The sequence below is a fragment of the Pseudoalteromonas spongiae UST010723-006 genome, from assembly GCF_000238255.3.
Taxonomy (GTDB): Bacteria; Pseudomonadota; Gammaproteobacteria; order Enterobacterales; family Alteromonadaceae; genus Pseudoalteromonas; species Pseudoalteromonas spongiae.
Genome location: NZ_CP011040.1, coordinates 604959 through 630086, shown reverse-complemented (window position 1 = coordinate 630086; position 25128 = coordinate 604959). Strand labels below are relative to the sequence as shown.

Genomic DNA, 25128 nt, shown 5'->3' with positions numbered 1-25128 from the left:
GCTTAATTATCAGTGGTTTTACTGATTAAAACCAAATCTGATTGGAGATTATCAACGAGATTCACAAGTACTATCTCACCATCGTGAGAACTGGTAATAGTCAGCGTATGATCTGGCGCATTACTAAATTGACTTAAATCTGCAACTTCACGATATTCTTGGCTTTCAAATTGATAATCAAACAATAATAAGGTTTCACCTTTTTTAACCATAAAATAAATACCGTCTCGATAGACGGATGGTGTGAATAATTGGCTTGAAGGTAAAATATTATCAATTAGCAAGGGGTCAAAAACACGTTCAGCTAAATACTTAGCCACATGATTAGCATAATTTCGAAAGCCCGTTGTCATAAGCGTTCGGTATTCTTTATTAGCAAGCATAAAATCTAATGCTAACGTTTGCGCGTTCGGCTGCGCTAATCCGGTAGACAAGTCAAAATACCAATTATTGCTGCTATTGCCATCATTTTTCGCATAGAACACACCATCGCCTTCTTTTTGCCAATACACATTGTCAAACTGCCCTTGTGCCATGGTAATACTATTTTTAGTTGTTAAATCAATCAGCGAAAGATGGGAATCTAAATAGCCTAAAAGTAAAAAATTACCGTTTGGTGAAAACGACATCAGTTCTGGCACGTTAGAATTTGAAAGCGACGTAATAAACTGCACACTGTCACTATTAACATGGCTAAGCCAAACGTCAGCCTTATTTAAGCGTTTATTTAAGGTTAAAAATGCGTACTTGTTACCTGTGTACGATACAACCGGCGCACGTACCGCATTCATTGACGAACCAAGTTGTTCAACACGATTGGATGAAATCGAAAATAGCCCCGTATTTGACTGGCTTTTACTTAATAGAATATCACCATTTTTTCTATTAATGCTGATTTCATCAATATCGCCACCCTCAATATTCATAGCGCCAATACGCTTATTGTGTTTATAAAAAGCCAACTTGTTGGATACAAGCCACAGCGTGTTATTGTCGGCCGCGAGCTTTTTAATACCGCGCTCTTCATGAGACAGCGTTGTCAAAAGTTTGCCATGAAAATCGCGTTTTTCCACGGTATTTGTCGCCGTATTAAGTGTGAATAATTGATTATCAGTCACACTTAATTCATCAACATTCTCAACAATCACGTTTGGACTATCAACCGCTCGAGGAAACGGTTCAAAGTTTAATGAATAACGCACCACACTGTGATTAAAGTGAGCTATCAGTAGGTTATCTTGCGGCCAACTCAATGCCATCTTATGCAAACCAGACGGGCAATCTGCTAATTTACTATCGAGTGATAAACGCCATGTTTCTATCGCACTAGCCGTTGATATCACCCGAATATTGCATTGCAACGCGTCGTTGCGAATATACGCCAACCATTTTTGATCAGGGGAAAATACACCGCGTTGCTCAGAGTAATTGGCATTTTTAATAACATGGGAAATGTGTTGCTGTAGGTCCATCACCGCTAAGTCGGTATTGCTTTTGCCAATTGCGCGATAGTTAAACACCATAAATCGCCCATCATTTGAAAAAGACGCGCCCTGCTCCACACCACCTCGCTGAGTAATGCGTCGCTCGGTATAATCATCGCCAAGCGCATAAGGCTTACTCAGATGCGAAAGCAGTAAGCTAAATAATCCACCTAACATTAAACATATTGCCCCCACAATCGCGACATTTTGCTGCTTAAACGATAACGCTTTTTGTTCAACCTGTGTTGCAGTAGCAATTAACTGATAGCCTACTCGCGGTACGGTACGAATAATACCTTGTTCGTTACGATCATCACCGATCGTTTTGCGCAACTGTGTTACCAACTTACTAAGCGAGTTATCGCTAACAATCACATTTGGCCAAATTTTATCGAGTAAGTCATCTCGCGATATTGCCTGCCCTTGTTGTTCAATCAGTAGCGCCAACAATATCAGCTGCTTGCTTTCAACCTTATGCCATGTACCCGCTCGTTTAATTCGCATTGCGCTGAAATCAACTAAAATTTTGTCTATTTGAATTAATGAGTTAGGTAACGAAGTGAGTGACAAAATTAGTCTAGCCTTATAGCACGTATAACAGTATTATGGTGATTGCATTTTAAGCGTTAACAATCGCTCAGTAAATACACGCAGTTCATATAATTCAGTCGTTTAAAGTGCAAAGGGGAGCATATGCAAACACACAATAATAAACAGGCACAACACCTTCGCTTTAAATTACGCGCAATGTCTTTGGCGTCGATAACTGCGTTTCTCTCTAACGGCGCGTTTGCAAATACTCCCGACATCGATCTCGACACCATTGAAATACGTGGCATTCACAAGAGCTTATTGCAATCACTTGCCGATAAAAAACAACACTCGGCAATTAGCGATGTTCTGAGTGCCCAAGAAATCGGGAAATTTCCCGACAAAAACGTTGCTGAAGCGCTTCAGCGTGTTACCGGTATTTCGCTTACGCGTGTGATGGGCGAAGGCGAGCGTATTGGTGTGCGCGGCACGACACCAGGGCAAAATAGAACGTTTTTAAACGGTCAAAATATCGCTTCAGCGGATTGGTGGATTTCATCGCAGCCAAATCGTGGCTTTAACTACACCATGTTACCCGCTGAACTTGTTAGCAAATTAGAGGTGTTTAAAACGCCACAAGCGAACCAAGATGAAGGTTCTCTTGGCGGAGCGATTAATATAAAAACCCATAGGCCACTAACGACCGACACCCAATTTATTGTCACGCTGCAAAGCCAATATAGCGACTTATCAAACGAGCTCGACCCGCAACTTGCTGCCTTTTATAACTATGTAAACAGTAATCGAGATTTTGGTATGTTGTTTACGTTAAACCGCCAGCAGCGCACCTTGCGCCGAGATGGTTTGGAGTCTTGGGGTTGGCATCAAGCACACTTTAAAAAACGCGATGATGGCAAATTAACATACAGCGACCATGACAGCGCTGACATAAAAAACATTTGGACCCCAAGTGGTGGCGGCTCTGCGGTGTTTCAACAAGAACGCTTGCGTACCAGCGCAACCATGGCGATTGATTATCAGCCAAGTGCCACGTGGCAATTTGAATTTGATGCCTTGTATTCACAGTTAGAAGCAGACAACACGAATCAAAATTTTTTGTGGCAACCGTCAAACGTATTCTCGCGCGGTGGCGTAATTAACGACTATCAAATCATCAATAATACCCTAGCGTACGCCGATTACTCGAAGGTAGACCCCGCAAATACCGAGCCCTTTAGTACCTCAATGGAAGCAATTTGGCGTCAATCAACCATTAAGACTAACAGTATTAACGTTAAAGCCATGCAATCTGTTAACTTATGGCAAAATGAATACCAGCTCGGTTTTACCCGCGGTAGCGGCGGTACGTACGACGACAATACATCGCAGTGGTCAGCAAATTCGGGATTTAGCGTCGATACCCGAAACAAACGCGACATTAAAACCCACTATGAACTCAATCCAAATCAAGCTGAAAACTGGTGGATAAGCGAAGTTAGAAACGACTCTCAGCACTCCGTTGATCAAGAGTGGTATTTACAAGCTGACTTTTCAAAGGCGCTTATTCATAATCTTATAGACAGTGTTGATTTTGGCATTAAATATCGCAATCACCAACGTGATTTTGAACGCTTACGTTCAAATAATGGCAGTTACAGCAATATTAAAGATACGCTCGATTGGACGCTCGCAAATTTTAGTGCGCCCTTTCCGAAAGACTATTTACACGGCATTGGTTCTGACGAAACACTTAAGCACTATGCATTTGCCGATACTCAATCTCTTGCAAACGCCTACCGCGATTACCCGTTTGAACAGCAAGTGGAGCAAGCCAGTCGCTTTGATATTCAAGAACAAACCAGTGCTTTATACACCAAGCTAAATTTACTTACTGATTTATTCCGCGCTAATGTGGGTGTGCGCATTGTTAATACCATTCAAGATGCGGGCGCCTATCAGCAAATCGCATCGCCCAGTAGTGCGCAAACTAACTTTGTGTGGCAAGCGCAAAGCAAACATTACACGGATATTCTGCCAAGCTTAAATTTAAATTTTGACTTAAAACGCGACCTGGCATTTCGCTTTGCTGCTGCAAAAGTTATGGCACGCGCCGAATACAATCATTTAATGCCATCAACCAATTACAACGTTACACAAGCGCAAGGACAAGGCGGCAACCCCGACCTCGACCCATATCGCGCGACTCAATATGATATGTCTCTCGAGTGGTATTTCTCAGACATTGGTTTGCTATCGGTTGCAGCGTTTGCCAAAGACGTTAAATCATTTATCGAGTTTAAACGTCAATTAGAAGTACACGAAGACATACTAATGACCATTGACCGACCGATTAACGGCGCAGGCGGTAATGTTTGGGGTATCGAATTGAGCTATCAACATGAGTTTTTACAAGGCCTTGGCATTATAACAAACTACACCTTTGTTGATGGTAAACGCGATGGTAACACCACGCAGCAAGCATTTATTCCGGGCACCTCAGAGCATACCTTTAACTTAACCGGTTATTTTGAGAATGAATGGCTGAGTGCCCGTATTTCCCACAACTATCGCACAGAATTCGCCACCGGCGTTGGCCTTGAAATGCAAGACGACTTTTCGCAAATTGACGCCACATTTAGCTATCATATTAATCCGAATTTATCGCTTAATCTTGAAGGGCTAAACCTCGGTGACGAAATTAGCTACCTCTACGAAGGCAGTCATTACTCACCAAAAGCGGTTTATCGTAACGGCAGGCGCTTTTATGTAGGGGTACGTTTTACTTACTAAAACTGTGAGAATATGTTACTCAAGTGACTTATTGTAACCCATTGTAATAGTAGGTAAAAATGGTTATAGCATTGATTTTCCCATGACATAATCAGGGTAGATAACAACCCAACTCATGGAAAAACAATAATGATAAATGTTAAAAATACAACGCTGTTTCTCGCCATTTCTATGCTTGCAGCCTGCGGTAGCAGTGACGATTCATCCGGCACAGGTTTCGTACAAATGTATAATGCCAGTGCCAATAGCCCAACGGTTTATCTCGAAATCGACAATACCGTACGCACCGGTGCGACGTTTGGTGAAGTAACCACCCGCCATAACTATAACCATGACGACTATGCGTTAAACTACGTTTATTTAAACGATAACGATGACTATATTCCGCTGCTGAGTGACGACGACACACTTGCCATTAAAAGCGATGTAAAGCTTTTAAAAGTCTTATCGGGCGACTACAGCGAGCCACGCATTGACGAATTTGCAATTAGCGAATTTGACGGCGAAGACAAAATTCAAATCAGCGCCATTAATACCATTTCAGATCAGCAAGAATACGATATTTACCTTGCTAAAGACGATTACGCTTTTGTGGATGCCGAGCTATTAACTTCAACCCAATATTTAGCGCTACCTGAACTACAAGAAAAAAGCGAAGATCATTACACCTTTTACATCACCCTCGCTGGCAGCGATGAGGTTATTTTTCAATCGAGTATGGTGGAGCTTGATGATGAACAAAGCTATATTGCCATGTTGCGCCCGAGTTTTTCATCGCAACCAGGTGGCATTACAGTTGATTTAGTTTCTGATGGTTCAAGCGTTACCTCGCTGACCCATGTTGATGCTATGTCGCAAATGCGTTTTTACAACGCGATTGATGAGTACGCAGCCGTTACCTTTAATGCGCTTAGCACCAAAGACGATATTACAACACCAGCAACCCCATCCGACACAGTAACCGATTATTTTCCAGCGAACGCAGGTACCTTTACCCTGTCGATGTTAGATAGCTCAAATAACCCTATCGTGAATAATTTTGTTGAGGCAGTTAACAAAAACACCTCTCTTATCAGTATTTTCTATCAACATACTGACGATTATCCTGCAATGATATCAATTACTGAGGATTTAACGCCAAACGCGGTATCGCATAATGTGCAAGTTGTTAACCTGATTGATCACTCTCCATATGATACAAATATCGCCAAAGTCGATATCTATTTTACTGAGGGTAATGAAACCATTGACGACACCACAAGCTACATCAAAAACATTGACGCATTCGCGACAAAATCGCTGGCGTTAGATTCGCAAAGTTACGATGTATCCGTCACTTATGAAGTAAACAACCAAACTATCAGCGTTTTACAAATGGCAGATATCGACTTTTCACAAACCGGTAATTACATTTTGATTTTGGAAGAAGATTCGAACGCCACAAGCGGCTATAAAATTACTCAGCTAAAAACCCTTGCCGAGTAAGCTCAGCTTATAAACGTTAATCAATCGCGGCGCAATCGTATGAAACACTATGCGCCGCGTTTGATATTAAGTATTCGCTAATTAAGTTTGATTTGAAACGCCAAAATTGCCTAAAAGGGATAATTAAAACCTGACAGGCAGATACGTGCCAAATTCGGTCGTTCGTAACGCTTGCCTAACCGGCGCAAAATAGCAGACTAAACTAAGCGAAGAATGAGCGCAAGCCTGCTGTTTTACGTCCATTGTTTAATTAACTTGTTATATGTCTATTGCTGAACACTCTCAAAATTAGATATTTCAAACAGCTTATTACCAAGTGTTACCAAATCAGTTAAGTTCCTGCGTTCTGTATTTGAATAAGGCGACCAAAGGCAAGTTTCAGAATAAGTACTTCCATTCTTGGGCTTAAAGCACCAAGTTGAGCCATCCATACCGCGAGAATCATCAGTTTTTATGGTAGCTTGGACCGCTCTATAAAGATCTTTAATAATTAAAGCTGTATTTGAGTCCAGCTCTGCTTTAGAGTCATGTTTCACAGTCGTTCTTAAAGGTCGCTTTACTGAAATAACCTCTGAATACTCAGAAATCAAATAGCTTTTTTTATCGTAACAAAATTTAAAGTTATAATTTCCATTGAATGATGTAACAACGCTTAATTCAAACAATTTGCCATTAAAAGCTCCATTTACAGAGCAGTTCGGTGGGGTAGCCGAAATAGCATTGAAGCTAAAGAAAATTAAAAATGTTAAAAGTATTCTCATATTTCACAGGGCATATAACGCCCGCATAAAATGCGGATAATGCTTGGCTAAAATTAGCGAAGAATGAGCGTCAACCAAGCGTTTGACGTCATTTTTGATGCGTTTGTTATGTTTATTTAGACTCTAAGCTTTAATTCATGATCTCGCCAAGTGTAAAACTTTCGCATTGGTTACCATTTAACTGAATAGTCAAATACAGTCCTGGTCTATTTTTCTTTGGAATAGGCACAAATAGATTTATTTCATTTTTATCAGCGCTAGAGTATTTAGCAGTGTTAACACCTTTATTGCTTGCGCTTAAAAACTCATTTAATAATTGTGCATCATCTGATGTGTATTGGCATTTACTTTGTTCAGGTGAATAGTTTCGAACACTCTTTATGATGTATTGAAGATAAAAGAAATCAACATCCAGTTCTGATTCACTGGCATGAGCGTTTAGAGAAAACAAAAGCAGTACTGAAATATAAAACTTTATCACCGATATTCCCTAGAAACATAACGAATGATATGGACTCCCCAACCACTTAGCCACAATGTGCCATAGTGGTAGTTGAACCAAAACGAGGAGAGTCCATATGTCTTTAATTAAAGTTGTTGGCATCGATTTAGCCAAATATGTTTTTAGTATCCATGGGGTTGATGAGCATAGCAAGTGCAAATTGTGTAAAACTATTAAACGAAACAACCTCTTAGCTGAAATTACTAAATTGCCACCTTGCTTAATTGGGATGGAAGCATGCTCAAGTGCTCATTATTGGGCAAGAGCGTTTACTAAACTCGGTCAGACCGAGAGCAATAAAACCTGTTTAGCCGGGAAGTAGCAAATACTGTCTAACGAATGAGGTCATTGCTCAAGCGCAAATCATCAGGGCGATAGCGTAGCAAAGCTAATAAACGCCGAATATAGAGCTGCTGTAAGATCTTCTTGTTGTCGAAGACGCCTATTGCTTGACAGAGAGGAGTCCATGTAGCCTGGTTATGGGGCGAGTTTAGGCTTGCTAAATGGTGAGGGACGAACCAGAGCAAGCCGTAACGAGTCCCTTTCATAAACCGCTTGTTATGTGCCCTAATACACCGTCTTAATGTGGTTATAAAAAATAACTTCGCACGGTAACGAGTCACATATAAATTTCGCATTTACTGTATCATACCCTGATTGATTCCTGTGCTCCTTAAACCGAACTTCAAAATAGCCATTATCATTAGCAATTTTATATATGGCGTCGCCTAGGTTTTTAGGCAATATTTTCGATATATGCCCCGATTCGATTATTGGAGCTCCATCATCAAATTTTGACTTTATCAATTCAATCGTTTGGATTGAAACATCACCCTTGATCTCTATCGACTCAGAGCCAATAGAGCTGACGGAAAATAAAAACACTAAACAATGTAAAAAATATTTCATGGGCACATAACATGTTTATAACGAGCTAATCGCGCGTTTTCTGAATGGCTCATTTGTAACAAACTTCATAACTATTTGCTAGTGCAATCAAAATGCAGCTGTGATGGCTTTTATCTCAGGACAAAAACGTGCAATTGGGGTGTTTTCCTGACTATGCAAGCAATATACTTTGACGAAATAGAAAATTAATTGTGATTTGCCGCTATTTACTCACTACAGCCCTCTAGCTAACACATACCCCCTAAAACCAATAGCAATATAAGAGTATCCCGAGCTTTACGTTAAAACTTGCTGTAAAACGTGATCAAAGCGAGTGCTTGACCAAAACTCTGGCACAGGGTAATCAGGGTGTGCTTCTTTCATCGCTGCGGTTGTTATATCTGGGATATCCTTAGCATCAAGCTCATCTACTTTGGTTGAAAGATTCGCCAATTCTTTTAATTCACGTATTTTTTCAATTACCAGCGCCGCTTTTTGTGATCGGTCGTCAATTTTGTTATCACCTAGCTCACAATAATCAGCAATAAGTGCTAATTTATCATGTATTGTCTCGCCATACTCCGTTAACACCACATCCAGCAATACAGCATTAGCAAGGCCATGGGCGACATGATATTTCGCACCAAGTTGATGGGCAATGGCATGCACATACCCTACCGATGTACGAGTAAACGCTTCACCCGCATAAAAGGATGCGTTTAGCAGGTTTTTTCGTACCTTAATGTTACTTGGTTCTTGAATTACTAATGGAAAATTATCAAAAATGAGTTTGCATGCGCTTAACGCTTTTTGATTAGTAAATTGCGTGCCGTTAATACCAATAAATGCTTCCAATGCGTGCGTTAACGCATCCATAGCAGTTGTGGCGGTAATAAATGGCGGTAAGCCTTGGCTTAATTCTGGCATTAATAACGCGTATTTTGGCGCTAAACAGTAATCTGCAATTGCGAATTTATCCTGCTGCTTGCGGTTTGAAACCACCGCTGCAACCGTTGTTTCTGAGCCTGTACCAGCGGTAGTTGGCACTGCCGTTAGCGGCGGTAAACGGCGCATCACCTTAAACAAGCCGCGTAATTGCGTTAATGCTTTATGTGGTTTTGCAGCGCGCACCCCTATTAGTTTTGCGCCATCAATCACCGAGCCACCGCCAATTGCAACAATGCCTTGGCACTTATCGTGTGTATAAAGCATAAAACCCGATTCAATTTCGTTAATGTCGGGATCAGGTAAAATACCTGAATAAATAGACGTGCTAATGCCAGCACTTTCAAGGGCATTAATTACAGGAGCTGCTATGCCGAGTGAAAGCAAGGTTTTGTCGGTAACCACCAGTAAACGCTCAATGTTTTGTTGCTTTAGCTCGGCAAGCCAGATATCGATTTGCGTGCTTTTAAAGCACTTAGGTCGTGGGATAGGATAAACAAACAATGCAAGGCGTAACGCCATGTGATAGCAACGATACAGCAGCCGTTTAGTCAGTCCAATTGATTGCGCCATGGTTGTACTCTTTTATTGTTATTAGAGCAAATATCCTAGCACAATTTCTTGCCTTACAATCAAGGATATAAGAAAATCAAAGAGTAACAAGACAAAGTAAGCACCTGAATGGAAATACAACTCGCGTGTCATCACTGCGATCAAATAGTCAGTATCCCAACGCTCAGCCATGGGGAGCATGCCTATTGCCCAAATTGTCATACCTTATTAAGCCGCACAATTAACGCGCGCGCTCAAAAAGTGGTTGCGCTTAGTATCGCGTCACTTATCTTACTATTTAGCGCCTTACTCTACCCGTTTATCTCGTTTAGCAATCAAGGGTTAAGCCAAACCATCAATTTGCTCGACGCGGCAAAAATATTGTTTTATCAAGATAACTTTTTCGTCGCTGCACTGATTGATATCACCATTATTGGTTTGCCTTTTGTGTTATTAACTCTGTTTATTCCGCTTCATATGGGGGCTTTGTATGTGTTACCTAAGCCGCTTTCGCGATTTTGCTTAAAAACGATTTACTACTTAAAACCTTGGGTTATGTCGGAAATATTCCTAATTGGCGTGCTGATCAGCATGATTAAAATTATGGCAATGGCTGAAATTACCTTTGGTTTAAGTTTTTGGGCTTTTTCCGCTTTTGTACTGTGTTATTCGCTCACGCTATATTATTACGACAGCCATAGTTTGTGGTTACAACTCGCCGACCAAAACAAAATAGCAATTGATGAAAGCTTAGGCTCGCGCGCTAAAAATCAAAATTTGCGAGCGTGTCATGTTTGTCAGTTATTAACTTACGACGATACGTGTTCGCGCTGTAATAGCAAAACGTCGGTACGCAATACACAACATATTCAATGGGTTTTAGCATTTACCATCACGTCGCTAATTTGTTATATACCAGCGAATTTTTTCCCAATAATGCACACTTGGATTTTCTCAATTGACGAACCGTCCACTATTCTTAATGGTGTTTTTACACTGTGGCAGATTGGCTCGTACCCAATCGCTATCATTATTTTTATAGCCAGTATTTGTATTCCTATCGGCAAATTGTTTGTATTATTTTGGCTGTGTTATTTAGTTACAAAAAAACAACACATTAGTAGAAAACAAGCAGCACGTGCTTATGTTTTAATAGAGCTTGTTGGTAAATGGTCAATGATCGATGTGTTTGTTGTAGTTATTTTAGTTTCATTAGTACAATTAGGCGTTTTAATGTCGATAACAATTGGTGTTGGTGCAATCTTTTTTGCAATTATGGTGATCACCTCGATGATTGCTGCGCAACTATTCGACCCACGTTTAATCTGGGATAAAAAGAGGTTTTCTGAATGAGCCCTACTGCCGCTATTAGTAAAAAGCGAACGCTCTCACCTATCTGGATCATTCCACTTATTGCTGTGTTTGTTGCAAGTTGGATGTTTTATCAATACCAACAAAGCCAAGGCACGACTATTTACATTACCATGCCAAACGCAGAAGGCGTGATCCCCGGCAAAACAGAAATTAAAGTACGCAGCGTAAAAATGGGTGTCATTGCCCAAGTGCGCCTTGCTGAAGATCAAACCACAGTTGTTGCGCGCGCGGTAATTGATAAAGATTACGAGCATTTACTTAATCAAGACGCAAAAATATGGATTGTTAAAACGCGCATCGACGAAACCGGTATTTCTGGGTTAAACACCTTGTTATCGGGTGTTTATTTTGAATTTTTACCGGGTGAAAGTGATGCCAGAACCCGCCAATTTACACTACTTGATACGCCGCCCCAAATTCCCGATAACATAAAAGGTCAGCGCTATTTGCTTACCAGTAAAAATACCAATGTAATTGATGTTGGTACCACAATTTATTATAACGGCTACAGTGTTGGACAAGTTGAAACGGCTAAGTTTGATTGGCAACAGCAGATTATGCGCTATGGCATTTTTATTCGCTCACCTTATGAAAATCTGGTCACAGAAAATGTGGTGTTTTGGGTAAACTCAGCGATTGAAGTTGACCTATCGGCTGACGGGATTAATTTTAAAACCAGTTCACTGGCAAAAATGCTGAAAGGCGGTATTTCGTTTGCCATTCCTGAGGGCGAAAAACCCGATGCTTTAGCCAAGCAAAATCAAACATTCAGATTAAACAGCGATTACCAAAAAGCGCTAGAACATCGCTACGACGAGTACGATTACTATGTTATTCAGTTTGAGCAATCAATTCGCGGCTTAACGCCGGGTGCGCCAGTTGAATATCGCGGTATTCGTATTGGTACTGTTGAAGAAGCGCCTGCGATGTTAGTGATTGATAATCGCCCTGCCCATTTTTCAACTGACAGTACAGCTGTACCGGTTAAGATTAAAATTGAATATAAGCGTATTTTCCACGATACCAAAATTGCCAAAGAGTTCTGGCAAAATAGCCTAGATGGCTGGATTGAAAAAGGCTTAAGAGCATCCCTTAAAACTGGTAATTTACTCACCGGTTCAATTTATATTGATTTTGATTTATACCAAGATGTTGAGCCATTTCAGCAGTCTGAATTTGCTGGCTTAAAAGTGTTTCCAAGCACCTCTAGTGGCTTTAGCGTAATGGCGAACCAAGTATCGGAATTACTAGCGAAGTTTAATAATTTAGATATGCAAACACCGCTCAATAGCTTTGATAAAACAATGAACGAATACAACACATTCGCCGTTGAACTGCGCGAACTGTTAAATCGAAAAGACACGCAAACTCTGCCTAATGAGTTTAATGAAACCTTAGCACAAGTAGAAAAATCGATGGCAACATTTGATGAAACCATGTTGCAGTTTGAAAAAACCATGTCAGATTACGAGAAAGGTTCTGCTATTTATCACGAATTAAACAGCACGCTTGATCAGTTAAAACAGTTAGCAGAGCAATTGCAGCCATTGTCAAAAGGCTTAAACGAGCAACCTAATATGTTTATTTTTGATAAACAATTGGCAACCGATCCAACCCCAAGGAAACAATAACACAATGCGTATTTTACTGGTTTCAGTTCTTTTTTTATTATTGGGCGGGTGTAGCAGCCAAGTTGACACTATTAGTTATTACCAGCTTGATGGCGGCGAATTTGCACCAAATAAATTAGGTAAACAAGCACGCGCTAATATCATTGTCAGTAACCCTAAGTTAACCGGGCATCTTGCCAATCGCGGTATTGCTGTAGAGGTTGCACCATTGCAAATACAAAGCGCCAACGGCCATTTGTGGAGCAGCAGTCCCAGTGAATTGTTACTGCAAGCAAGCGTAGTTAATCTTGATAACCAGTTGTCGCAAAGCCGCGTTATTCCCCTACAGTTAGAATCTGCAATTAATGCCACGTTACCAACCTTTCGCGTAGATTATTATCTGACTAAGTTTCAAGCGAATCAGAACGGCGAAGGTGTAATAGCGGGCATAGTAACGGTATATAAACTTGAGCATACCTCAGCTACTATCGTGTATAGCCAAGGCTTTAATCAAGCCGTATCGCTTGACGATGACGGCTACGGCCCGCTTGTTAGCGCGTTAAATAGTGCATGGAACAATGTCAACAACGCGGTTGCAACTGAGCTTAAAGCGCTAATTGATAAAGGTTAGAAACCCCTTCATAACCGGCAAGTTCAAATTGCTTAATAAACTTAAAGCCAAGTTTTTCAAGCACGTTAATTGACGCGTTATTAGTGGGTGAAGTAATGGCATTTAATGTGTCAAAGCCGTGCTTATTGCGGGCACGTTCAATGGTTTTTCGCGCAGCTTCTGCCACATAACCTTGCTTTGTAAACTCATCAAGTAACGAATAGCCAAGATCAGGAATGTCAAAATCAGGGCGTGTTACTAAGCCACATACGCCAACAAAACAATTACGGTCGAGATCTTTTATACCCCATAAACCATAACCATATTGCTGGTAGGGCTGAATGTACTTTTCTTCAAGGTGCTTTGCTGCACTGTTTAGATTATACACCCCTTTATCACCAATGTGCTCTTTAAAACTCGCTTGCGTTACTAACTTAAAAATGAACTCAGCATCGGCAGTGGTTAATTCTTGTAGCGCGATATTTTTCACATTTATCCTTACAACCAAAAATAAATAAAATATACAATTTTATTTTAAATATAACTAGGGCATATTAACTTTTACGGTTTAATTAAAATCGTCCGCACTATGGCGTTCGTGCAATTGCTCACTTTCATCGCCCCAACTGCGGTTTACTCTACGGCCTCGTTGCACAGCTGGTCGTTCAATTATACGGTCTGCCCATGCCTTTAAATGTGGGTATTCATCTACCGCTAAAAACTCAGCAGCGTCATATAAATCACCGCGTACTAATACACCGTACCACGGCCAAATTGCCATATCAGCAATCGTGTAGGTGTCACCACACATGTATTTATTGTTTGCTAAGTGTTTGTTTAGTAGATCCAACTGGCGTTTTACTTCCATAGTAAATCGGTTAATTGGGTATTCCAGTGGCTCAGGTGCATACGCGTAAAAATGACCAAACCCGCCACCTAATGCGGGGCCGCTGCCCATTTGCCAAAATAGCCAAGATAAACATTTCGCCCTGTCATTTGCATTTTGCGGAATAAAACAATTAAATTTTTCAGCGAGGTAAAGCAAAATCGCACCTGATTCAAACACAGGTGTGGTTAATGATGTTGAGGTATCAAGCAGCGCAGGAATTTTAGAGTTAGGGTTAACCTCGACAAAACCTGAACTGAACTGTTCGCCTTCCATAATATCAATTAAGTACGCATCGTATTCAGCGTCTTTAATACCCACTTCAATTAGTTCTTCGAGCAGAATCGTCACCTTTACACCATTTGGCGTAGCAAGTGAATAAAGTTGCAGCGGATGTTTTCCTTGAGGCAAGGTTTTATCGTGTGTCGCACCTGACTCAGGACGATTAATATTAGCAAATTTGCCACCGTTTCCTGCTTGCCATTGCCACACTTTTGGCGGCGTATATTGATTATTAGCCATAACTAACCTCACTGAATTTTAAGGCGATTTGTTAACGATATAAAAGATAGAGTATTGCGATACTGCTAAGCAAGATAGATAAGAAGGTTAATGCCATACCAGTTACGCGAAACACTAATTTTTCATGTAGCATGCTGACACCATAGGCATGAGAAATACGCCCAACAAGCAGTGCAACACCTAGTCCATGAACAAACAGTGATGCAGCACCTAGGTATTCGGCAAATCCGATTAATATTAAACTAATTGGTACGTATTCTTGAAAGTTACCGTGCGCTCGCATTTTCTTTTGCAGCAGTTTGTCACCACCATCGCCTAACGCGACAAGAATTTTTTTGCGGCGCGTTAGCGTTGCTACACTCAAATAAATGTAAATTAAGCCTAGCAGCGCCGCATAAAGAGGAATAACAGATATCACAACAAAACCCTTTTTGTTTTCTTATTAACCTGACATATTCCTGCTGTTAAATCTACTGATTTAAATAACGTTTTCGTTTGTTTTGTTTCAATGTATTTAAATCAACTAAAACAAGGCCATCAACACTATTATTAAAGTCTGGGTCAACACCAAAACACAAAAACTTAACGCCACCAGGCTCACACAACTCGGTATATTGTTTGTATAAAGTGGGGATCGCTACACCTTGCTCTGCCAATGTGCTTTTGAGTGCTTTGAAGTCTTCTTTGTAGTCGTTTGTGTAATTTGGCAATTCATGCGTGTTTGTGTAGCGATACGGATTGTTTGATGTTGCTAATGTGCTTTGATGAGCAAAATAATGGGAATAAAAGCTTACCAGCTGATCTTTTGCAGGTTCAGGTAACGTACCGCTTATACTAACAGGACCAAATAGATAGCGAATTTCAGGATGATGTTGCAAATACGCGCCTATACCAAACCATAAATAATCTAAGCTGCGTTTGCCCCAGTATTTTGGCTGCACAAAGCTGCGACCAAGTTCGAGTCCTTTTGCAAAATAAGGAGCCATTTCGTCTTTGTAATTCACAAGCGTTGACGAATATAACCCAGCGCTTTTTGCATTGTGTGTTAAAACATCAGCACGACCAAAACGGTATGCGCCGACAATTTCTAATTCGTCTTTGTCCCACAAAATCAGATGTAAATAATCGCTATCGTATTTATCTATATCGCGCTTTTGGTTTGTGCCCTCACCCACCGCACGAAACGCGATTTCGCGTAAGCGGCCAATTTCACGCATAATTACGCAGCTATCACCATGCTGATACAAGTAGATCATTTTTCCATCATGGGTTTCCCCAAGCAATTTACATTTTTCACGAATTAAGCGGCTTAAATTTGCTTTATTCTCTGGCAAGGCAATGCATTTTTCAGTTTGAAAATAGCCTGGTTTACCATCACCAATGGCATAAATATGTTTTTTAAACAGTTTAGTTAATTGCGTATCATGAAGCGGCGAATCAGCAAATGCACTATGTGGAATAAGCGCGCCGATGCGTATAGGAAAATTACGTTTGCGTTGCTTAAACATTTCATTCACTAACAAGAACGACGCAAGCGGTTTATAAAGCATTGAAACGCTGTAAAACATGGGGGAATTTTTAGCATCAACATGCATTGGCAGTATGGGCGCTTGATACGCTTTTGCGATTTTCAAAAAGCCTTTTTGCCAAAAGGTATCGCGCACCCCTGTTGGTCTTAAACGTGACACTTCGCCAGCAGGAAAGATCAGCAACACACCTTCATCGCTTAAATGTTCTTTTATTCGATTGACGGTAATTTTGCTGGTTGTGCCTTTAATGTTATCAACTGGCACTAACATTTCTTGTAGCGGCGCTAAGCTATAAAGCAGTTGGTTTGCCATCACGCGAATATCGCTACGCACTTCACTAATTAATTTAATCAATGCCAATGCATCGAGTGAGCCAATTGGGTGATTAGCGATTATCACCAAACGTCCTGATGCAGGAATATGCAGCTTTTCGCTATCTCGCACCGAATAACTAACATCAAAATAATCAAGTACTTGCTCTACAAAATCAAGTCCTGATAAATGCGGAAAATCATTTTCAAATTGATGAAAATCCCCTTCGTGCATTAAATTTTTTAATAATTTGCTGCTTGATTTATAAAGCAAAGGGTTATTTATAAGTTGCGGAAATTGTTTTGCGATTACTTGGTCGACATGGATCATAACATTGGCCATAAAGCTGTTTTAAGTTCAGCATATGAAGCAAATGTGACGCGAATATTGAGTTTATATTGAACAATTGTGACGCATAAAAAAGGCGAGCATTTGCTCGCCTTTCACAAAAAACTATCAATTAATTTTGATAATCAAGTACCTGACCTGCATTTGTAAAATCAGAAATAATCGTCTGATTATCGATTTTGCCAAATGCCTTGTCCGCAAATTTAGTACCGCGCATTTGCACGTTTAAGCGCGCTGCATCTTTATTAAGTACCGTTTTTGCGTAAAAGTCTTTAACATCAGCAAGTGTTACTTGTTCTACTTCTTTGATCAGCTCAGCTTTTGAGTTGAAATCAAAGTTTTCTTCATACCAATCTGATAAGTATGGTCTTAATTCATCACCTAGGTTTTTCGGTTGCTCGTTTAGCTTGATCAGAACCGCATTTTTAAGTTGCGCAAACGTCTCTTCGCTAATTGCATCAAGCTCTTTTTTGTACTCAAGCTTGTATTCATCGAAACGCGCCTGCATTTCACCTGGGCCTTTAACTGGTGTTTGAATATACATACCAAAACCAACATAGTCGTCAAGCGTGGTGCTAAAGCCACCTACTGCGTAGGCTAGTTGCTCTTCGGTACGTAATTTATCGAATACTTTATTGCTAAAGTGACCTTGTAAAACAAGCCCTTGCGCTTCTTGTTTCTTACCTTTTACTGGGTGCATATGCATATCAACTAAAGCAACATCGGCTACGTCAATATCACGTTGTACGCTAAATACTTGACCAGCTTTTGGTAACCACGCTTTCGCGCGTGCGTATTGCGTTGTCGTCACCTCGCTAGGTAGCGCTTTTTCAAGACTAGATACAACGGTTTTCACGTCATTCTGGTCGTAGTTACCAAACATAAATACGCGTACTTGGTTGTTAGTAAGTACCTGCTGCATTACTTTGTTTAAGTCGCTAATTGAAAGCGATTTTGCACGTTCAATCAGTGCAGCGTCTTCATAACTGCCTTGGCTTGTTACTTTATAAAACGCATTGAATGCTTGGCTGTAAGGGAAGTTTTTGCTCTTGTTTGCAACGGCACGTAAGAAACGGTCTTTCGCTTGGTTAAACTCAAGTTCGGTTGGCTCGACACGTAATTCGTTCATACCGGCTACAATCAGTTCGCTTTGTTTATCGGTAAAACCATTTACAGTGAATACCACACCGTTTGAATCAGAAAGGCTCATAGACATACCGCCCACACCTGCTTCTGTATTCAATGCAACGACATTCTTACTGTATAAGTCTTGCCAAACTGATAATAGAATCGCTGTGTCCATATCGCTAAGCGTTGCTGGGTTATTAATATACACTTTCAGCATGCCTTTTGGCTGGTGCGAGAAGTTTTTGCTCGCAAACTGCCATACTTTAATATGCTTAGTGTCGTGAACAAGTTGCGGCTTCTCTTTAATTTCATTGCTCACGGCTTTTAAATCAAAGCTTTCTGGCAATAAACGATTTACTGCAGGCAAGTTCATTGCAACGTTTGTTGGCGCTTTCCAGCTGTTAATTTCGTCTTGTGAAATATCAGCAATGCGGTAGTTACCATCATAGAAATGAAGTGTACTGTCTGTTTCTTCTTTTTGGCTTACGTACCAAATTTTTAACGTTTCAGGTGTAAGTTGATCAAGCACTTGTTCAATTGCTTTTTCGTCAAACTGACCATAATAATATGGTGCATTAATCACATGATTCGTTGGATAAACTTGCATTGCGCCTGCAAGGTTAGATACATAACCAAATTCATCGCCTTTTTCTAAGAATTTGAACTGGTTATTAAGTGATGTTCTGATTTCATCAAAGTACTTCTTATCAACGCCTTTTTCGCGAATAAGGTCGATGTACTGCATGATAATGGCAACAATCTCATCACGGTGTTCCATACCACTGTCTGTTAACGTGACATCGATTGAGAACGTACCATAGTTACCATAATGTGAAGGCGATGCATTAGCACCGAGATCTGAGATCCAACCCTTTTCACGTAATAACGTAGCTGGTGTGCCCGGCATTTCTGAATAAATTAGGTATGACAGAAAACGATTTGGCTTGAGCGCAAATTGGTCGCTATTGTTTTCGATTGTGAAGTCGAGTGTTAATTGTTTAACGTCTTTGTTTGGCTTATAAAATACCTTTTTACCGCCAACTTTCGTTAAGTCAACTTTTGCTGTAACACTCGGCTTTTCAATATTTTTATTTTTAATATCTGAAAAGTATTTATTCGCTAGCGCTTCCATCTCAGCAAGTGGCTTATTGCTAAGTAATGCTACTTTCATGATATTTGATGAATAATATTTATCAAAAAAGGCAACGGTTTCAGTGTGTAGCTTGCTGCCTTCTTTATCACCAAGGGTTTCTAAATTACCGATTAAAAAGCGGTTTGCCGGGTGTTCGCCCATCATTTTACGAGCCAGTTTGAACTGACCAAAGAAATCAAGCTCGCGACGCATTGACCATTCAGCGTTTACAGCGTTCTTTTCTTTGTCGGTATACTCTGGATAAAGCTTCGGTGATTTAAAGAAATCAGAAAAACGATCAAGCCCTTCTTCAAATGCATCGTTGTTCGCTTTGAACATATAGTTGGTAATATCTAACCAAGTATATGCATTATGAGCACCACCATTTTTGGTCATAAACTCTGAATATTCGTTAGTATCAGGAAAACGTTCAGTGCCTAAAAACAACATATGCTCTAAATAATGCGCCATACCTTGTTGTGTCATTGGATCATGCAATAAACCAACACCCACACTGAGCGCTGCAGCAGATTTATCAACACTTGGGTCTGACACTAAAACAACTTCAATCTCGTTGCTTAATTTTAATGTTTTGTATTCGCGGTTATCGTTCGGGCTAACAACCAATGATTCTGCGTAAAGATTTGGATTATTCGAAGAGGTATTAGCTTGGTTAGTTGCATTACAGCCAACTAAAACAGCAAGTGCTAATGCACTTAGGCTAAGTGCTTTTTTCATAATGGTTCCCTAGAGTTATAAATACAAAAAACGCTCTAGTGTCTTGTCATAGAGCGTTTTTTAATACCAATTCTACTAAATAGGTAATCACCTAGCGCATTGGATAAATTAAACGCTGAAGCATAAAAGTTAGCCCGCTAGAATGATTAATCAATTAAGTGAATTGATATACATTTATTCCACTATAAAAAAGCAGTGATTAAATGCAATACTTTAATTGTATTATTTGTAACGGTTTGTCAACAAATGAGATTTTGCGTTAGCGCGCTAACACAGGCTTGCGCTTGCGTCGCCAAATTAACGCACTCGCCATTAAACCCAATAATGCGCCAAAGCTACCACCTGAATCATCCGACGTTACTGGCGGCTTTGGTGGCTCTTTTATTAAGGTATTTTCCTTTGGTGTTAAATCACTTGCGGTGTCACTGTTGCTATCAATAATCGTAACGTTTTCGATGGTAATTAAACGTTCAGCGCCAAGCGATGCATTACCATTTTTAAGGTCTGTACACTGCTCTTCCGTTGTATTTACGAGTGGGTATTCATTACACGCAAAATTAGATAACTGGTCAATTAAATCCATGCCTTCACCAATTACTTGGCCAAACACCGTAAAACCACCATTTTGTGTATCTAAGTTAGCGCTATTATCTTTTAGGTTGATAAACCACTGACTTGTCGCACTATTAGGGTTATTAGCCACTTTTGCCATTGCAATAGTGCCACGTACGTTAGAATAAACAGGCTCATTTACCACAGTACCATAGGTATCGATAGGTAAAAATTTACTGCCGTTATAGGTGTAGCCACCACCTTGCAGTACGAAGTCCGTTATTAAGCGGTGAAACACCACTTCATTGTAACGCTCGTCATTAACATATTTTAGAAAGTTCTCGACTGTTTTTGGTGTAGTTTCATCAAACAGGTTTATTTGAAAGTTGCCTTGTGTAGTTTGAACCTCAACAATCGTTGCCTGCGCAGCGCCCGCAAATAAGCCAGCAGCTAAGAGAGATAGTTTTAGCTTGTCCATAATTTCCCGTGAATATTTTGTTAATTTTTATCGACAGCAGCTTACAGACTATTTGCTAATATGGCTATAAAACTCACGTGATAATTACAATTAATAACACTCCTTTAACAATAATTACGAGGTTTTGCGATTTCGGCCTACGCAACCGGACAATTGTCCGCCCATAATTTTATTGTGATGGTTAGAATAATAGCGTTTGTTAATTAACTGCCGAAATTTATAATGATTACTGTGCGCTCTTTCACTTTTTTAGCACTCTCTATGCTGTTTATGAACAACAGCTACGCGACAAATAACGAGCAAAAGCTCACCATTTTGCACACCAATGACCACCACGGACGCTTTTGGCGCAATGAGCAAGGTGAGTATGGTATGGCGGCAAGAAAAACGCTTATTGACCGTTTACGTGCTGAGGCAAAAGCGAAAAATCATCAAGTGCTGTTGTTATCAGGTGGTGATATAAACACAGGCGTGCCTGAATCCGATTTACAATACGCTGAACCAGATTTTAAAGGCATGAGCTTAATTGGCTACGATGCCATGGCTATCGGTAATCACGAGTTTGATAATTCACTAGACATTCTAGATAAACAAATTGCGTGGGCAAACTTCCCTCTGCTCTCGGCAAACATATTTAACAAAAAAACGGGTGAGCATGCATACCAGCCTTACCAAATCATTAAACGTGACGATTTAACAATTGCGGTAATTGGTTTAACCACAGTCGATACGGCTAAAATCGCAAACCCTGATTATGTAGGTCATTTTGAATTTCGTACACCCGCAGATGCTGCAGCTCCTTTACTAGAAAAACTCGAAAAAACCTACCAACCCGATATTACAATCGCCGTAACGCACATGGGGCATTACGTTGATGCTAAACATGGCATTAACGCGCCAGGCGACGTGACTTTGGCTCGTACACTAAATGCAGGTGCGTTGGACCTTATTATTGGTGGACATTCACAAGAGCCTGTTTGTATGGAAGGTGACAATACTGCTGATAGCGACTTTTTACCAGGCGATGAATGCCGTCCAGATCGTCAAAATGGCACATGGATTATGCAAGCGCATGAATGGGGTAAGTATGTTGGTAAAGCTGAGTTTTCACTGAAAAACAACGCGCTTACACTACTAAGTTATGAGCTTATTCCGGTTAATATGCTGCGCGAGACAAAGCAAGATGGTCAAACCGTCAAAAAGCTTGCATCAGAAAAGATCCCGGAAGATCCTAAAATGCTCGCATTTTTAACACCGTACCAAGAGAAAGGTTCAGCAAAAATTTCACAGCCGATCGGTGAATTAATCGGTGATTTAGAAGGTTCGCGTAATAAAGTTCGCTTTGTGCAAACCAATCTAGGCCGTTTGATTGCAAAAGCACAAAGTGAAAGTGTTGGTGCAGATTTCGGTATCATAAGCGGTGGTGGTATTCGCGATTCAATTAAAGCGGGCGATGTTAGCTACAAAGATATTTTGCAGGTTCACCCATTTAAAAACCGCATTACCTATCTTGAACTAAAAGGCCAAGAACTGGTTGATTACATCAGTTTAGCTGCCAGTTTTCCACCGGATTCAGGCGCCTACTGCCAGTTTTATGGCATAGAATTTAAAAAAGAAAATGATGAATTAACCATCACTAGTATTGGGAACAAACCTTTTGATGCCAATAAACGCTATCGTTTTACACTCAATAGCTATAATGCAGCAGGCGGTGATGGCTACCCGAATATGACAAAACACCCGCATTTTGTTGCAACCGACACAATTGACGCTGAAGTATTGAAAAATTACTTTTTGCAAAACTCTCCGGTTGATGCCACTAAGATTTAAACCCTCCCTGCTAAAAGACGTAAGCTAACACTTACGTCTTTTACCTTTCATAGTATAAAGCTTGTGTTTCCATGCTTAGTCCCTACTACGAAAATAAGGTTTTTAATTGATTTGAGTATTTCATTTAATTAGAAACATAAAAACCAAATTAGATATTTTAGCTACCGGATCTAACTTCGAATGATCCTCAAATGAATTTTATCAGGTTTGACGGAGTAGAAATTGAAGTTGCTACAAGCCCAGAAACCTAACAAATAACAATCGTTATAATGATAAAGCCCGTACTTTTTAACCACGTCTACTCGGTTTTGCTAAATTGGGAGAATAAAGATTAAACGCGTTACCAAATATTGAATAACTCAAAAATTTATCAAATTAGAGGTCGATAAACGCATATGCTTTAGAAACTTAAAAGCATAATACGTATCATCGACAAAGTTCTTACGATTATTTACCGATTATTTCAATTTGATCAGTATCAACATTACGTAATCCATAATGATGAAGCTTTGAACGTGACCCTTCTCCATGGGCTTTTGGTGGATAGAGCATGTCTTTTAGTTCAATATCATCCAATAGAATTTCATCTAGCGCAGCACGAATTTCACTTAGCGTTTTCTCTAAACTATTTGAAAAGTTCGGCCTTTTACGAATAGTGTGTCCTAGTTCCGTTAAACGATAAAAATACTTGTTTGCAAGGCTAACAAGTTCATCTGGTAGCTCTTTATTTTGGTTAAGTAAAACATCTGGTTGTGCCATGCAATATTCAATCAATGCTGTATAAAAACATAATGGCTTGTTAGCAAGTGGTACGCTTGTGTGAGTACGACTGTTAATCAGCAATTTTTGTTCAAGGTCGATAACCAGTCTCGCTCGCTCTTCGTCAATACTCTCTACTACCAAATTGTTTTTTGTTAACTTCAAGTCATAACGGTAGTTAACTAAAAAATAAAATCCGATACTTGCGATGAGTGCTAACCACGAAAAATAATCAAACAAGCCCAATTTTTTTAGCGAGAAAGCGAATCGCACTACTTGTGTAGGCGTACTAAATTGATGGGTTATAACTTTACGATTTGAGCCAACATCGTAGTTATTTGACTGAATAGCCAATACCTTTGGTAATAGAGGATGGTGCGTTAACTTTTCATTTAATGCCGTAATGTAATTTGCCACAGCCAGATCATTGCCAGCACTACTTTTATTTGGATCAGGCAAAGGTAAGCGATTTAAGTCTTTTGCGATTCTATTTTCAATATGTTGTGTTAACTGGTACTCAGCATTAACAAGATTTATGCGTTTGGCTACGCCATAGACCAACTGAAATACCAAAAAGACTAATATGCACAGCAAAATCTGCTTATTTTTTTTAACATTCAACATAACTTTCTACATCTTTAAAATAGGGAGAGGTTTGGGCATTTGCATGGCGGTGAATAATTTGATTAATTGCACATACAAGCTCTGTGTTTTCGGTCTCCATTTTAAAATACCAACGACTTCCACTCACTTTACTGCTAATCGGTGTAATGTAATTTTCCAAAAAGCGGTCCATATCGTCTTGCTTCCAATACGATGCAATCACATCGACTTTTCCTTCAGCTAGCAGATCTCTCAGAGCAGAATGTGAGTTAGCCTGCACAATGTCCAAATTATCAACGTTAATATTTAAACGTTTAAACAGCGTTCTCGGTAAAATGTAGCCAGAACGGCTACTTGGGTAATCCAACAAGCCAATACGTTTATCAATAAAATACTCTTTTTCAAGCTTTGGTTTTTCATTTAACGAGATAAAGAATGCCGTGTAATCAGGATAGGCAAGCAAGGTTTTATAGTTAAAAGTGTATTCACTTTTAAAGGCAACCATTAAATTCTCTTTAGTCATGATTAAATCAGCGTTACCTCGCCCGATAAAATCTAACGCATCACTCATATTATGGCCCCAGTTTAACTGCACTTGGCCAAACTGCTTTGCAACAATCGGGTTATTACAAAAATACGGTATAAGCTGCTTTGCTAACTGCTCTGTTGGCACATAAATATTGAACGTATTTTCATTTTCTGACAACGCTTTATCACATTGTTGCTTGACAGACATAAAAGTATCAATTGCCTTTAATTTGGTTGGGTATTGAGAGCTC

The 25128-nt window shown here is 40.0% G+C and carries 18 protein-coding genes and 1 pseudogene; 7 read left to right on the top strand and 12 right to left on the bottom strand.

Annotated elements, in window-relative coordinates; translation table 11 throughout:
• Positions 1–2: 2 nt before the first annotated feature.
• Positions 3–2054: a winged helix-turn-helix domain-containing protein gene (locus tag PSPO_RS17095; protein WP_010559334.1), complete on the bottom strand. Its 2052-nt coding sequence runs from the start codon at positions 2052–2054 to the stop codon at positions 3–5.
• Positions 2055–2177: 123 nt separating this feature from the next.
• On the opposite strand from PSPO_RS17095, the gene PSPO_RS17090 reads away from it, so the two are divergent.
• Entirely contained in the window at positions 2178–4805 is a 2628-nt protein-coding gene (locus PSPO_RS17090) for a TonB-dependent receptor (RefSeq protein WP_010559335.1), read from the top strand.
• Positions 4806–4934: 129 nt separating this feature from the next.
• Positions 4935–6290 carry a hypothetical protein gene (locus PSPO_RS17085; RefSeq protein ID WP_010559336.1) on the top strand — a complete coding sequence of 452 codons (1356 nt, stop codon included), beginning with the start codon at positions 4935–4937 and terminating at the stop codon, positions 6288–6290.
• A 266-nt stretch (positions 6291–6556) separates the two neighbouring features.
• On the opposite strand, the gene PSPO_RS17080 is transcribed toward PSPO_RS17085, so the two are convergent.
• Entirely contained in the window at positions 6557–7051 is a 495-nt protein-coding gene (locus tag PSPO_RS17080) for a hypothetical protein (protein WP_021033025.1), read from the bottom strand.
• Positions 7052–7181: 130 nt separating this feature from the next.
• Positions 7182–7532, bottom strand: a complete 351-nt coding sequence (locus PSPO_RS17075) for a hypothetical protein (RefSeq protein ID WP_010559338.1) — start codon at positions 7530–7532, stop codon at positions 7182–7184.
• A 97-nt stretch (positions 7533–7629) separates the two neighbouring features.
• On the opposite strand from PSPO_RS17075, the pseudogene PSPO_RS17070 reads away from it, so the two are divergent.
• Positions 7630–7842, top strand: a pseudogene (locus PSPO_RS17070) (IS110 family transposase); the annotation flags it as partial.
• Positions 7843–8738: 896 nt separating this feature from the next.
• Here the strand turns inward: PSPO_RS17070 and PSPO_RS17060 are convergent.
• Complete coding sequence (locus tag PSPO_RS17060; protein ID WP_010559341.1) at positions 8739–9959, bottom strand: iron-containing alcohol dehydrogenase; 1221 nt, start codon at positions 9957–9959, stop codon at positions 8739–8741.
• 108 nt (positions 9960–10067) lie between these two features.
• On the opposite strand from PSPO_RS17060, the gene PSPO_RS17055 reads away from it, so the two are divergent.
• From PSPO_RS17055 to PSPO_RS17045, 3 genes are read left to right on the top strand one after another with little or no spacing between them, the layout of a single operon-like run.
• Complete coding sequence (locus tag PSPO_RS17055; protein WP_010559342.1) at positions 10068–11291, top strand: paraquat-inducible protein A; 1224 nt, start codon at positions 10068–10070, stop codon at positions 11289–11291.
• The gene (gene pqiB, locus PSPO_RS17050; RefSeq protein ID WP_010559343.1) at positions 11288–12943 is read left to right on the top strand and encodes an intermembrane transport protein PqiB; all 1656 of its coding nucleotides are present in this window, start codon (positions 11288–11290) and stop codon (positions 12941–12943) included. The genes PSPO_RS17055 and pqiB overlap by 4 nt, the downstream gene beginning before the upstream one ends.
• Before the next feature lie 4 nt (positions 12944–12947).
• Entirely contained in the window at positions 12948–13553 is a 606-nt protein-coding gene (locus PSPO_RS17045) for a PqiC family protein (protein WP_010559344.1), read from the top strand.
• Here the strand turns inward: PSPO_RS17045 and PSPO_RS17040 are convergent.
• From PSPO_RS17040 to PSPO_RS17015, 6 genes are all read right to left on the bottom strand, one after another.
• Positions 13528–14022 carry a GNAT family N-acetyltransferase gene (locus tag PSPO_RS17040; protein ID WP_010559345.1) on the bottom strand — a complete coding sequence of 165 codons (495 nt, stop codon included), beginning with the start codon at positions 14020–14022 and terminating at the stop codon, positions 13528–13530. The two genes, PSPO_RS17045 and PSPO_RS17040, sit on opposite strands and share 26 nt — an antisense overlap.
• A 78-nt stretch (positions 14023–14100) precedes the next feature.
• Positions 14101–14940 carry a glutathione-dependent disulfide-bond oxidoreductase gene (gene yghU / locus PSPO_RS17035; protein ID WP_010559346.1) on the bottom strand — a complete coding sequence of 280 codons (840 nt, stop codon included), beginning with the start codon at positions 14938–14940 and terminating at the stop codon, positions 14101–14103.
• Positions 14941–14971: 31 nt separating this feature from the next.
• Positions 14972–15358 (bottom strand): MAPEG family protein, encoded by a 387-nt coding sequence (locus PSPO_RS17030; RefSeq protein ID WP_010559347.1) that lies wholly within the window; start codon positions 15356–15358, stop codon positions 14972–14974.
• Positions 15359–15410: 52 nt separating this feature from the next.
• Positions 15411–17111: a bifunctional ornithine lipid synthase OlsF gene (olsF, locus tag PSPO_RS17025; RefSeq protein ID WP_040641793.1), complete on the bottom strand. Its 1701-nt coding sequence runs from the start codon at positions 17109–17111 to the stop codon at positions 15411–15413.
• Positions 17112–17241: 130 nt separating this feature from the next.
• Positions 17242–20127, bottom strand: coding sequence for an insulinase family protein (locus PSPO_RS17020; RefSeq protein ID WP_010559349.1), 2886 nt, complete (start codon positions 20125–20127; stop codon positions 17242–17244).
• Between the two features lie 259 nt (positions 20128–20386).
• Positions 20387–21157: a peptidylprolyl isomerase gene (locus PSPO_RS17015; protein WP_010559350.1), complete on the bottom strand. Its 771-nt coding sequence runs from the start codon at positions 21155–21157 to the stop codon at positions 20387–20389.
• 222 nt (positions 21158–21379) lie between these two features.
• Here PSPO_RS17015 and ushA point away from each other — a divergent pair, with 222 nt between their 5' ends.
• Positions 21380–22987, top strand: coding sequence for a bifunctional UDP-sugar hydrolase/5'-nucleotidase UshA (ushA, locus tag PSPO_RS17010; protein WP_021033023.1), 1608 nt, complete (start codon positions 21380–21382; stop codon positions 22985–22987).
• A 447-nt stretch (positions 22988–23434) separates the two neighbouring features.
• On the opposite strand, the gene PSPO_RS17005 is transcribed toward ushA, so the two are convergent.
• Positions 23435–24370, bottom strand: a complete 936-nt coding sequence (locus PSPO_RS17005) for a hypothetical protein (protein ID WP_010559352.1) — start codon at positions 24368–24370, stop codon at positions 23435–23437.
• A complete protein-coding gene (locus tag PSPO_RS17000; RefSeq protein ID WP_148665281.1) occupies positions 24357–25085 on the bottom strand; it encodes a type 2 periplasmic-binding domain-containing protein in 729 nt (242 codons plus the stop codon). Before PSPO_RS17000 ends, PSPO_RS17005 begins: the two co-directional genes overlap by 14 nt.
• Between the last annotated feature and the right edge of the window lie 43 nt (positions 25086–25128).

Bases quoted from the DNA above. Each gene is read 5' to 3' on its own strand.
- PSPO_RS17090 (WP_010559335.1), top strand. From the start codon at position 2,178: ATGCAAACACACAATAATAAACAGGCACAACACCTTCGCTTTAAATTA.
- PSPO_RS17085 (WP_010559336.1), top strand. From the start codon at position 4,935: ATGATAAATGTTAAAAATACAACGCTGTTTCTCGCCATTTCTATGCTT.
- PSPO_RS17080 (WP_021033025.1), bottom strand. From the start codon at position 7,051: ATGAGAATACTTTTAACATTTTTAATTTTCTTTAGCTTCAATGCTATT.
- PSPO_RS17060 (WP_010559341.1), bottom strand. From the start codon at position 9,959: ATGGCGCAATCAATTGGACTGACTAAACGGCTGCTGTATCGTTGCTAT.
- PSPO_RS17055 (WP_010559342.1), top strand. From the start codon at position 10,068: ATGGAAATACAACTCGCGTGTCATCACTGCGATCAAATAGTCAGTATC.
- pqiB (WP_010559343.1), top strand. From the start codon at position 11,288: ATGAGCCCTACTGCCGCTATTAGTAAAAAGCGAACGCTCTCACCTATC.
- PSPO_RS17045 (WP_010559344.1), top strand. From the start codon at position 12,948: ATGCGTATTTTACTGGTTTCAGTTCTTTTTTTATTATTGGGCGGGTGT.
- yghU (WP_010559346.1), bottom strand. From the start codon at position 14,940: ATGGCTAATAATCAATATACGCCGCCAAAAGTGTGGCAATGGCAAGCA.
- olsF (WP_040641793.1), bottom strand. From the start codon at position 17,111: ATGATCCATGTCGACCAAGTAATCGCAAAACAATTTCCGCAACTTATA.
- PSPO_RS17020 (WP_010559349.1), bottom strand. From the start codon at position 20,127: ATGAAAAAAGCACTTAGCCTAAGTGCATTAGCACTTGCTGTTTTAGTT.
- PSPO_RS17015 (WP_010559350.1), bottom strand. From the start codon at position 21,157: ATGGACAAGCTAAAACTATCTCTCTTAGCTGCTGGCTTATTTGCGGGC.
- ushA (WP_021033023.1), top strand. From the start codon at position 21,380: ATGATTACTGTGCGCTCTTTCACTTTTTTAGCACTCTCTATGCTGTTT.
- PSPO_RS17005 (WP_010559352.1), bottom strand. From the start codon at position 24,370: ATGTTGAATGTTAAAAAAAATAAGCAGATTTTGCTGTGCATATTAGTC.
- PSPO_RS17000 (WP_148665281.1), bottom strand. From the start codon at position 25,085: ATGTCTGTCAAGCAACAATGTGATAAAGCGTTGTCAGAAAATGAAAAT.